The 11,755-nt window shown below is 57.0% G+C and carries 9 protein-coding genes; 7 read left to right on the top strand and 2 right to left on the bottom strand.

Annotated features, from left to right (window positions below; translation table 11 throughout):
* Window positions 1-61: 61 nt before the first annotated feature.
* Window positions 62-1,399: a sigma-54-dependent transcriptional regulator gene (locus DBAC_RS01745; RefSeq protein WP_012805547.1), complete on the bottom strand. Its 1,338-nt coding sequence runs from the start codon at window positions 1,397-1,399 to the stop codon at window positions 62-64.
* Window positions 1,400-1,726: 327 nt separating this feature from the next.
* Window positions 1,727-2,860 carry a DUF362 domain-containing protein gene (locus DBAC_RS01740; RefSeq protein WP_012805546.1) on the bottom strand — a complete coding sequence of 378 codons (1,134 nt, stop codon included), beginning with the start codon at window positions 2,858-2,860 and terminating at the stop codon, window positions 1,727-1,729.
* Between the two features lie 522 nt (window positions 2,861-3,382).
* On the opposite strand from DBAC_RS01740, the gene DBAC_RS01735 reads away from it, so the two are divergent.
* The 7 genes from DBAC_RS01735 (at window position 3,383) to DBAC_RS01705 (ending at window position 11,427) form a co-directional block, all read left to right on the top strand.
* Window positions 3,383-4,615, top strand: coding sequence for a glycosyltransferase family protein (locus DBAC_RS01735; protein WP_228644922.1), 1,233 nt, complete (start codon window positions 3,383-3,385; stop codon window positions 4,613-4,615).
* Between the two features lie 695 nt (window positions 4,616-5,310).
* Window positions 5,311-7,023: a mechanosensitive ion channel family protein gene (locus DBAC_RS01730; RefSeq protein WP_167320907.1), complete on the top strand. Its 1,713-nt coding sequence runs from the start codon at window positions 5,311-5,313 to the stop codon at window positions 7,021-7,023.
* A gap of 560 nt (window positions 7,024-7,583) precedes the next feature.
* Window positions 7,584-7,835 (top strand): hypothetical protein, encoded by a 252-nt coding sequence (locus DBAC_RS01725; protein WP_012805543.1) that lies wholly within the window; start codon window positions 7,584-7,586, stop codon window positions 7,833-7,835.
* 26 nt (window positions 7,836-7,861) lie between these two features.
* Entirely contained in the window at window positions 7,862-8,545 is a 684-nt protein-coding gene (locus DBAC_RS01720) for a paraquat-inducible protein A (protein ID WP_012805542.1), read from the top strand.
* Complete coding sequence (locus DBAC_RS01715; protein ID WP_012805541.1) at window positions 8,542-9,174, top strand: paraquat-inducible protein A; 633 nt, start codon at window positions 8,542-8,544, stop codon at window positions 9,172-9,174. Before DBAC_RS01720 ends, DBAC_RS01715 begins: the two co-directional genes overlap by 4 nt.
* Window positions 9,171-10,829 (top strand): PqiB family protein, encoded by a 1,659-nt coding sequence (locus DBAC_RS01710; RefSeq protein WP_012805540.1) that lies wholly within the window; start codon window positions 9,171-9,173, stop codon window positions 10,827-10,829. Before DBAC_RS01715 ends, DBAC_RS01710 begins: the two co-directional genes overlap by 4 nt.
* Window positions 10,813-11,427, top strand: a complete 615-nt coding sequence (locus DBAC_RS01705; protein ID WP_012805539.1) for a PqiC family protein — start codon at window positions 10,813-10,815, stop codon at window positions 11,425-11,427. The genes DBAC_RS01710 and DBAC_RS01705 overlap by 17 nt, the downstream gene beginning before the upstream one ends.
* The last annotated feature ends 328 nt before the right edge of the window (window positions 11,428-11,755 follow it).

Below are 11,755 nucleotides of genomic sequence, written 5' to 3'. Positions count from 1 at the left end.
AAACTGAAAGGAGGGCGGAACTGCCGCCTTGCAAAATGCAAGAGGCGCGATGGAACTCTAATCAGATTCCGTAGGTCTTTCTTCGGCGCCACAGCGTTGCCTGGTCGATACCCAGGATATCGGCAGCGACCTGTAGCGACGATGACGTGGCCAGGACTCTACGAATATGCAGCTCCTCGATCGTGGCGAGTGATACCGCGTCACCGATTTTCAGCGTGCTGGTGGCGGGGATGATGCTTTCGGGCAGATCATTTTTATCGAGCTTGTCGCCGCTGCCCAGTATTACGGCGCGTTCGATGGCATTGCGCAATTCGCGAACGTTTCCGGGCCAGACATATTGCGTGAGCGCGTGCGTGGCCTCGTCCGTGAATCCGAGGATCGTTTTGCGATTGACGCGACTGAAGTAGGAAAGAAAATCCAGCGAAAGAGCGAGGATGTCCTCTGGACGCTCTCGCAACGGAGGAACGGTCAGGCTGATCACGTTCAGTCTATAGAAAAGGTCTTCCCGAAATCGTCCATCCGCGACCCGGTCTTTCAACTCGGCGTTGGTTGCCGCTATGATGCGCACATCCGCCTTTCTGGAAACCGATTCTCCCAGCCTCTCATATTCCTTGTCCTGAATGAAGCGCAGCAACTTGGCCTGAACGGCTGGAGGCATATCTCCGATTTCATCCAGGAAGAGAGTCCCTCTCTCACAGGCGGCAATCCGTCCGGGGTTATCCCGAACGGCTCCGGTAAAAGCCCCCTTTGCATGTCCGAAGAGTTCACTTTCAAGCAGCTCCGACGGAATGGCCGGACACGGCACAACCGCCATCGGTTTCAAGGCCCTGGCGCTCCAGTTGTGAATGGCTCTGGCAAAGACGGTTTTGCCGGTCCCGCTTTCGCCCTGAAGCAAAACGGTCGCCTCCGAAGGCGCCGCCTTCCTGGCCAGTTCCATGACCCGCTGCATGCCGACATTGTTGCTCTGGAGCCTATCTTCCGGCCCAAGACGCTGCATGTTCTCCTTGAGGGCAACGATCTGCGTTTCCAATTCGCGAACCTTGGCAATCCGGCCCGTGAGAAACTTGACCTGGCTCGGCGTGAACGGCTTGGCCAGATAATCAGCGGCCCCTCGCCGCATGGCATCGACAACGCTTTCGATTGAGGCATGAGCCGTGATGACGACAACCTTGATCCACGGAGAATCCGCGAGCAAGGCAGGGATGAGATCCATTCCGTCTTCTTCGCCCAATTTGAGATCGACGAAGGCCATGTCAAAGACACGCAAACGACTCTCCTCCATGGCATCGGCTGGATTGCTCACGGCTATGACCGTATGGCCCTCCGCCGCCAGGCAATAGGAAAGGGTTTTGCGAATGTTGGTTTCGTCATCGACAATTAAAATTTTCAGCTCGTTCATGGTGGTTCCATCATTTTTTTAAAGCGAAGCTCAAGCACAGCAGCACACATTACAAACCCATGGCAATCCAGGAGCACTCTGCTCCGAGCATGCAGTGGACTAGGCATCATCATCCGGGGACTGTCAAGAGAGCCCGCGCCAACCGGAATAATGACCGCACGTGTCGGGCCCGGAACATGCCGTGGCCAACAGGCCGAGGCATCGGATGCGCACCTTCGAGCATTTCGCGCCGTGTTTCGGGGCGGGGTAAAAAAAACATAGCCGAAAAAAAATCTTTTCGGCTATGCGGTCAGCTGTCGACAGGTGCCTGCGCTTCATGCGCATGGCTTATTTGACGAAAATCAGCTCATAGTCCCGGGTGCCCAAGCCGATTTTCTCCGCATGATCGAGGCAGGAACGCCATTCCGACTGGGGCGTGGAGTTCTTGAAGTGGTCGTGCTGGTCAAGGAAATCCGGCTTCGACAGGTTTTCGAAGAGCTGGCTACCCGGAAGGGGACTCGCCTTCATGCAGGCGTCCACGCAGGCTTGGTCCAGGGCCAGCGGGTCGAAGGAGGCGAACATGCCCAGATCGGGCAGAATGGGCGCGTCGTTTTCCCCGTGGCAGTCGCAGTTGGGAGAGACATCGACGATAAGCGAGATGTGGAAGTGTGGTCGACCGTCCACAACCGCTTTGGTGTATTCCGCCATGCGCTTGTTCAGGAGCTCATTGGCCGCAAAGTTTTTGAACGCGATGGCGTCGAAATTACAGGCCCCGAGGCAACGGCCACAACCGACGCAATTGTCGACGTTGACGCGCATTTTCCCCGCTTCCTCATCGAAGAAGAGCCCCTCGTTGGCGCATTCCTTCAGGCAGGCCATGCAGCCCCGGCATTTGGCCTCGTCGATGGAGGCCTTGCCGCCGCTGTGCTGCTCCGTCTTGCCGGCACGGGAGCCGCAGCCCATGCCGATATTCTTGATGGTCCCGCCGAAACCGGTCATCTCGTGCCCCTTGAAATGGGTCAGACTGATGAACACGTCCGCATCCATGACGGCCCGCCCGATCTTGGCTTCCTTCACATATTCCCCGCCCACGACAGGCACCGCGATATCATCGGTCCCCTTCAGCCCATCCCCGATCAGGATGGGGCACCCGACCGACAGCGGCGAGAACCCGTTTTCCCAGGCGCACTCCAGGTGCTCCAGGGCGTTCTTGCGCTTGCCCGGATACATGGTGTTGCAGTCGGTCAGGAAGGGCTTGCCGCCCAGCTCCTTGACCAGGTCTGCCACGGCCCTCGCGTAATTGGGACGAAGATAGCTGACGTTGCCCAACTCGCCGAAATGCAGCTTGATGGCCACGAACTTCCCATCCATGTCGATCTCCCCGATCCCGGCCTTCCTGATCATCTTCTTGAGCTTGGTGGGCAGCCCGTCTCCGAAAGCCACAGTGCGGAAATCGGTAAAATAAACCTTTGCTTTCTCCATTTTCTCTCACCTTTGCTTCCCAATGTATTGATTGCACAAGACGCTACGCGCATCTGCTGGATATATCACGTCCTTGTCCCGCCTTCACTCGATCACATACCTGTTCTCTTCACTCACGGAGCTGAAAAAATCAAAGCCCAAAAAAATGCCGCCGTTTCTCGGGCTTTCAGGATGTTCTTGCTTATGCCGCATTTTGCTCCGTGGCGATGTGTTCGTTTCAGGAGACCAAGCGGATCAATCTGGTGGTCAATGTTTCGGATGAGGTTACTTTGAGCGGTGAAAAGAACAGGAAATGGTCGATATTGCGACCCGGATTTTATATTTCACCCACATTTTGTTGGGACTAGTCATTCCAAGAGGGGACTAGATAGAAAAAAATAATAACTTCAGTATATTTTGACATCATCGCTTTGTGCGCATTTTTGGTGTGGGATTTGATTTGTCCGTATCATGCTGCTCGGTTTGTTGTTTCTAGCGGTTGCTATTAATGATACCTGATCCAAGATACGTATGAAAATACTCATGTACTCACACGATACCTATGGCTTGGGCCACATCCGGCGAACCATGACGTTGGCCCAGACTCTGCTGGCCAAAGGTCATCAGGTTCTCATCCTGACCGGTTCGCCCATTGTGGGGCGGTTCGACATCCCCAAGGGCATCGATTTCGTGCGAATCCCGGGCATGATCAAGCAGAGCAACGAGGTCTACGTTCCGCATTCCATGGAGATAGCCCCGCAACTGATCCTGGCCATCCGTCAAAACATCATCCTGGCTACAGCCCAGACATTCAGACCGGACCTGTTTCTGGTCGACAAGGCGCCCCTCGGCCTCAAGCTTGAGATCACGGCCACGCTGATCTGGTTGCGTGAAAACTCTCCGAAAACCAAGGTCGTACTGGGTTTGCGCGACATCATGGACACTCCGGAAAGCACCATCCAGGAGTGGAAGGAGCGCAAGATGTACGCAGTCTTTGAGCAACTTTACTCCGAAATATGGGTATATGGGAGCCAGCATATCTTCGACGCCGTCCGACAATACGCCATGCCGGAGAACATCGAATCGAAAACCCATTTCACGGGATACATCCCGAGGCAGATTCCACGATTGAGAAACCGTCCGGGCATCCGCCGTGAACTCGGGCTCTGCAACGGGGAAAAATTCGTCCTCGTCACGGCGGGCGGTGGAGGCGACGGTTTCAAGGTCATCGATACGTATCTGTCCATGCTGGAGGCTAGGCCGGACTGCGGTTTCAAATCCATGATCGTCACCGGCCCGATGCTGAAAGCGAACCTTTACGATGAGCTGGCTTCCCGGGCCCGCAGACTCAAAATACGCATCGTCAAGTTCCACCGCAAAATCGAGAAGATCATGCTCGCGTCCGACTGCGTGGTCTCCATGGGCGGATACAACACCATGTGCGAACTCATCTGCGCGGCGCGCCCCATGCTTATCATCCCCCGCAGCATCCCTCGCAGGGAGCAGCTCATGCGGGCGCAGATTTTCGCGGCGCAGGGTCTTCTCGAATACATTCCGCAGGAGACGGTCACGGCCGAGGATATGCGCGACAAACTTGTGCACCTGCTGGAAAACAGTTCGCAGTATGAACAGCGGCTCGCCACGTTCCCCATGACCGCGTTCGAAGTCATTAATTCCCGTGTAGACAAGATCGCCCTGCGGTCCCCCTTGGCGGTTTGTCCTGGTCACGAACCTCTCTGGATGCCCGATTTTTACGGGTATGTTCCCACGCAGTGAGCACTGGAGCGGGGGAAGTATGATAGACCCGGCGTGACGTCGTGATCAGGAGAGGTCCCGTTACCTCAAACAATAATGGAGTCGACATGCCGTCCCTATGCTTCAGATGGTTCCTGCCGGTCTTTCTTCTGCTGCTGTCCCTTTCATGCGGTTACGGAGCGGAAGAGGCCGCAGTGGTGCAGGAAAGCCATGCGGCAGGACGTGCCGGCACGCTCACGGGTGTTAATCCCAACCCATCCTCGTCCTTGCCCGTAACGGAGCAAACGCTCCAAGGCCTCAAGCGCATTCCCGCTCAAAACAATGCTCTCCAGATGCTGCTTTCCTCCATGGAAAATAAAAGCCTTGGTTTCATATCGAGTATAGAGTCCCTCAAAACAGAAGCATTGCGTGAAATTTCGAATTCGCGCGAAATCGAAAATCGCCTATGCAATAATCAAGGACGTGAGCATTTATTTAGCGTCACGTTCACTTTAATGGGAATTACAATATTTTCGCTTTTCATTCTTCTGATTCTTAGACTTTTTTTTGATAAGAAAATGAAACTGAAAATGTGCTCAAATCCTGTGCAAGGGTTTGGAGTAATCAACGTCTTCATTTTGAGAATCATTCTCAACGTGTTCTCCCTTGGAGTTTATTTCGGGATTTTCTTCATTCTTCTGCTTGTTGCGTTTCCAGGATCCGGTCCAGAGCGGATCATGGGAAGTATTTTCTTCATCGGACTCACATACGCTCTCATCCTGCAAATTTTTGCCAAGATCCTTCTCGCCCCCGATTCGCCTGAGGTGCGCCCGGTTCCCTTGACCGATGCCGCTGCATCAAGCCTGTACCGCTGGCTGATGGCGATGACCTGGCTGGCGGCCGTTCTCGGCGTATTCAGCATGATCCTGGAGCATGTCGGAGGAGCGGCAGCCCTGGGTACGATCCTGCACGCTTCGGCCGGAATCACGATAAGCCTTCTCCTCTGCGCCATGATCCTCTTCAACAGGCGGCGCGTTGTGGAAGCCATGCCGACAATTGCCTCCACCCATTCGTTACAGTCGCTGCTGGTCCGTCATTGGCACTATCCGGCCTTGGCGTATGCCCTGTTTTTAGGAGTGTTCTGGAGCATCCGAGCGTTGACGGTCAAGGAATCCCTTGTGCGTCTGGTCCTCGGAATTTTTCTGATCCCCGTGTGCATCGGCCTGGATCTCTGGGGCCGCAAACTGCTCGAAATGGCCTCCCGGGACGAACGCGTGTCGTTTTCCCTGAACGGCGACGCTGACGATGCAGGCGCGGCGCTGTCCCGGACCGCATTTCAACCCTTGCCGAAAAAGCAGGGCATCAAGGAATACTATCCGGTCGTCCACAAGATGTTGCGGGTGGTTTTAATCGTCTTCCCAGTCTTTTTCATGTTCAAGATATGGGGGGTCAACATCCCCATGGGCTGGCTTTTCGCGCGCGATCTGCTTGGCATACTGTTTGTGGGCGTGGCCTGCCTTCTCATCTGGGAAATCATCAGCATCAGGATCGACCGTCACTTGCAGGAGGAGTTGGCCCTGTCGGGCGCCAATCTCGAGGAAATGGACGAAGGCGGAGGCGCCGGGGGGTCGCGCAAAGCGACGCTACTCGTACTCTTGCGCAAATTCCTCATGGCCGTCCTGGTGATCATGGGCACGCTCATGGCCCTTTCCGCGCTGGGAGTCGACATCGCACCCCTTATCGCCGGTGCAGGAGTGATTGGGCTGGCCATCGGTTTCGGGGCCCAGACCCTGGTCAAAGACATCCTCTCCGGAATCTTCTTTCTCATCGACGACGCCTTCCGTGTTGGAGACTACGTTGAGACCGGTTCGGCCAAGGGAACCGTGGAGCGCATCTCGTTGCGTTCCATGAGACTTCGACACCCCAGGGGCATGATCTACACGGTGCCCTTCGGTGGGCTCAAAATCCTGCAGAACTTCAGCCGGGACTACATCATCACCAAACTCGACTTCCGAATCCGCTATGACGCCGATATCGAAAAAATACGCAAGGTCATCAAACGCGTGAACAAGGAAATCCAGGCCAACGAGGAACTGAAAGGCGGGATGCTGAGCGACATCAAGTCCAACGGCGTGCGTGGCATGGAAGACTCGGCCATGATCTTGCGAGTCAAGTTCAAGACCGTTCCCGGACGCCAGTTCGTGACGCGCAAGGAAGTCTATCGTCGCATCCAGGAAGCTTTCCACAAGAACGGGATCGAGTTCGCGCACCGCAACGTGACCGTATATCTACCGCCTGAAGTCCAGTCTATCCTGGCCATGAGTGACGGCCCAAAGAACGCTGCCGGATCCGCCATCAGCGGCGCCGCTGCCGCCGTGCTCCTGGACGAAGAGGAGAAGGCCCGTATCGCGGCCGCTGCTGCCGACAAGGCAAAAGCGCCAGAAGACTGACCGTCGCCCTTGCCACCGAACTGAATGAAACAGGACAAGTGGCCGAGCCGGATCACCATGTCCGTGGAGACGTCCGCGACATCTCACTTCAATACGTTTGAAAGCGGAGCTGAATCAACACGGTGGCTTCGACTATTGGCAAAGTGAAAAATTCTCACATTCAACCCCATACACCGGCACCATGACCCATGACAGGTCGACGCATGATCGAATGTGGCAAACGTTTCCCCGGAACTCCAGTGCGTAATCCGAGACGATATTTCGTCCCGGGGTCAAACGTGCGCCGGGTTTCATGGGTCCAGTGTCGTCGAAAAAGGGGACGATGCGGCACAGCGCGGACATTGGCGTTAGCCTGTTCGGCATGGTATGCAATTTGTGGAGGCTGGAGTACAGCTCTATGCGCAGCAGCCGATGTGGAGTAAGGAAGCCGCCTCAGATCGGATACAACGCCGGCCGGTAGGCCGACCCTCAGCGTCGAGAAACCCTGACTTTTCATCCCCGGCCTGCCGGCGTATTCCGTCAGGCCGGGGATGTGAACGTTCCACCGGAGGAAAAGCATCATGACTCAAATGGCAACTATGAACGTTCATTTCACGGACGGGTCGAAAATCGCCTTCAGGTACCCGAAGGTCACGGACACCGCCACCCTGGCCACCAAGGTCAAGAAGGCGTTGGAGCAGGACAAGATCGTCGTCGAGACGGCAGGCAGCCTGATCGTCATGCCTGTTTCGAGCATCAAGTACATCCAGGTCACTCCGCAACCGGATGTCCTTCCGGACGGGGTCATCCGGGACGCCGAAATCATCGACTGACGCATGGCTGGCAACAAGGATGACAAATGACCCTTGAAAACGGAAATCCTCTGCGGGGAGAAACAGAAGACCACGGCAACGTGACGCATGCCGAGGCGCTGTGTGAAGCACCGAAACGCGTGCTGGCCTGCCACAATTGCGACCTCCTGACCGAGGTCTCGGGTCCGCCCGGATCGACCTCGCTGTGTCCGCGCTGCGGGGCCGTACTGTACCGGCGGAAAAGAAACTGCATCGACCGGCCCTTGGCCTTCGCCCTGTGCGGGGTGGTGCTCTTTGCCATCGCCCTGACCAACCCCTTCCTGGCCATGAAGAGCGGCGGGTTCGTGCAGGAGAGCACGCTGCTGACCGGCATCCTCGAACTCTGGAAGCAGCACCTCTACGGTCTTGGCGGTCTGGTGCTGCTGACCTGTGTGGCCATTCCGCTGGCCCAGCTGGTGGGGCTCATGTATATTCTCGTTCCGTTGCGATTGCAGCTTTGCGCGCCCGGTTCCATACTCATCTTCCGCGTCATCCGCCATCTTGATTCGTGGGCCATGATGGAGGTTTTTCTCATCGGCATTCTGGTGGCGCTGGTCAAACTCGCCAAGATGGCGACCATCATCCCCGGAATCGCGGTCGTGGCGCTGGGTCTTCTGACCATTGTCATGACCGCCGCCATGACCACCCTCGACCCGCCCCTCATGTGGGAGCGGCTGGACCCGCGCCGATGACCGCCCGCCTGACATCGGCGAAAAGCGTTGGTCTGGTCAGCTGCCACGACTGCCATCTGCTTGTTAAGGGAGACCCGCCGGCCCCGGGCGCTGCCCGTTGCCCGAGGTGCGGCGCGAGCCTGCACCCGCGCAAGCCCGGCAGCATCGCCCGGGCCTGGGCCCTGCTGCTGGCGGCGGCCATTTTGTACATTCCGGCCAACGTCCTGCCCATGACCATCACCTCGGCTCTCGGCTCCGTACAGGCCGACACCATCATGAGCGGGGTCATCTATTTCATGCACAGCGGATCGTGGGAAATCGCGGCCGTCATCTTCATTGCCAGCATTTTCGTGCCCATAGCCAAGCTTGCCATTCTGATTTTCCTGCTGGTGAGCGTGCAGCTGCGCTCCCACTGGCGACCCAGGGACCGCACCGTGCTGTACCGCATCACGGAACTGGCTGGACGCTGGTCCATGGTCGATGTTTACGTGGTCACCATCCTGGTGGCCCTGGTCAAGCTGGGCGCTGTGGCCAGCATCGAGGCCGGACCGGCCGCGGTATATTTCGCCTGCGTGGTGGTGCTGACCATGCTCGCGGCAGAGAGTTTCGACCCGCGCATCATCTGGGATGTCATCGAGGAGGATTCATGACCGATATCAATCAGGCCGAGCAGTATGCGGCCCCGGCACAGATCAGAAAAAAAAGCGGCATCCCCCTGGTATGGATCGTCCCTCTCGTGGCCCTGGTCATCGGCGGGTGGCTGGTTTTCAAGGCCTACAGCGAGAAGGGGCCGGTGATCAGCATCTCCTTCCCCTCGGCCGACGGCCTGGAGGCCGGGAAGACCAAGATCAAGTTCAAGGATGTGATCGTGGGTCAGGTCACCGAGATCCGCCTTGGCGACGATCTCCAGCACGTGGTGGTCACAGCGGATCTGTCCAAGGATTTCGAGCGCTTTTTGAACGACAAGACCCGCTTCTGGATCACGCGGGCGCAGATACGGGGCGGCACGGCCTCGGGCCTTGACACCCTGCTCTCGGGTGCCTTCATCGGCGTCGATCCCGCCCTCGGCGGAGCGCAAACGAAGGATTTTACCGGTCTTGAGGTTCCTCCGGTCGTGACCACGGGTCTGCCGGGACGCCACTTCTGGCTGCGCTCCATGCAGCGCGGCTCTCTAAGCATCGGCATGCCGGTCTACTACCGCCAGATTCAGGTCGGACAGGTGGTCAGCTTCGGTTTTGCCCCGGACGGGCAGGCCATCGACGTCCAGATCTTCATCGAGGCCCCGCACCATGCCAAGGTCACCCAAAACACCCGGTTCTGGAACGCCAGCGGGGTAGATGTCTCCCTGTCCGCCGAGGGACTCAAAGTCGACACCCAGTCGCTGATCTCCATCGTTTCCGGGGCTCTGGCCTTTGATGTTCCGGAAGGTGCGGAGCCAGGCGGCGATGTCGACGAGGATCACGTCTTCTCGCTGTATCAGGACTTCGACAGTATTCATGAACAGCTCTATACCGTGCGCAAGAACTGGCTGATCTATTTCGACCAGTCGGTCCGGGGGCTCAGCATTGGAGCACCAGTGGAAGTCTACGGGATCAAGATCGGCGAGGTGGCCAAGATCGATCTGATCTATGACACGACTCGCAAGGAAATGCGTGTTCCGGTGATCGTGTCCATCGAACCGGAACGAATCGCCAACATTCTCACTGCCGTTCCCAACCTTGAATCGATGAAAGGGGAGCCGGTGCTCAAATGGTTCGTGGAAGAGCGCAACATGAAGGCACAGCTCAAATCCGGCAATCTGTTGACCGGACAGATGCTCGTCGATTTGGGATTTTATCCCCAGGAGCCCAAAGCCGTGATGGGATATGAAAACGGCTTTGCGGTCATCCCCAGTGTCCCCGGTTCTCTTGACCAGATCCAGGACAGCATCGCCAAGATCACTCGCAACCTGGAAAAGGTGCCGCTGGAGAAAATCGGGAACAATCTTGATTCGCTGCTCAAGGAGACTACCGGCGCGATCAGGGAAATCACCGTCGCGGTCAAGGAGGCCGGAGGATTTGCCCGCAGCCTCACCAGCGAGACGTCGCCCCTCTTGCAGTCCAACCTGATCGCCTTGCAAAAGACCCTGGAAGAGCTGCAGAAAACCCTTGGGCAGGATTCCGCGCTCAATTACAACGCCAAGAAGACGCTTGAGGAATTGACCCTGACCTTGCGGGCCATGCGCGAACTGAGCGGAGCCATCGATCGGCATCCGCAATCCTTCTTGTTCGGAAAAGGAGATGACAAAGATGACACGAAAAAATAGCCGGTTCCGATTCACGGCATTGCTCGCCTTGGCATGCGCGACGCTTTTGGCGGGATGCGCCGGTTCAAAGACGCCGACAGTCTACTACAGCCTCTACGCACCGACGCTTCACGGCGCGGAGGCCTCCATGACGGACGGCGACATCTCCGTGAGCGTTGGCCCGGTGATCATCCCGGACATCCTCAAGCAGACGCGCATTGCCACGGGCGGAGCGGACGGGAGCTACGACCTGACCGAGTACCACCGCTGGAGCGGGGATGTGGACCGGGACCTGGCCCGGGCCTTGGCCGAGCATCTGGCCCAAGCGCTTGGAACCCAGAGAGTGTCCGTGTTCCCCTGGGACCAGGACTTCACGCCGACGTATCAGGTGCTGGTCGACGTGCTTTTCATGGGCGGCGAACCAGGCGGAGAGGCAATACTGAGCGCCCGCTGGAACATCATAAACAAGGCCGGAAAAGAGGGGTCCAGCACCCGTCGCATCGACCTGCGCGAAGTTTCGGCCGGGCCGGACGTGGCCCAGTGGGTCGCGGCCCAGCAGCTCAATGTCGAAAAACTGGGCGAGGCTATTGCACAAACGATATCCGAGATACGCAAATAACATCAGCGCCGCATTGATTTCAATCAGCTCTTACGAACCGCACGCCGCATCGGATTATTGATGTGGCGTGCGGGAACAATTCCTTCCCTCCCCCTTATCACCAACGTCATTCTCTACGAGCCGGGCGAAACGGATGACGCTTTTTTGCAATGACATCTTCTTTGAAAAAGAAACGTGAATGATATTGAACTCTCGGAGGATTTCTGAGAATACTTATTGCCTGAATTATTTTCGCACAAGGAAACAGCTATACATGTGACCTGCACTGGCGGATTAGGCCAAATGAACGATTAAGGACGAATCGGGCCAAACCAATCCGTCCTTTCAC

This window comes from Desulfomicrobium baculatum DSM 4028, assembly GCF_000023225.1.
Taxonomy (GTDB): domain Bacteria; phylum Desulfobacterota; class Desulfovibrionia; order Desulfovibrionales; family Desulfomicrobiaceae; genus Desulfomicrobium; species Desulfomicrobium baculatum.
Note: the sequence above shows the minus strand (reverse complement) of the source record. Positions and strands in the feature narration are given on the sequence as shown.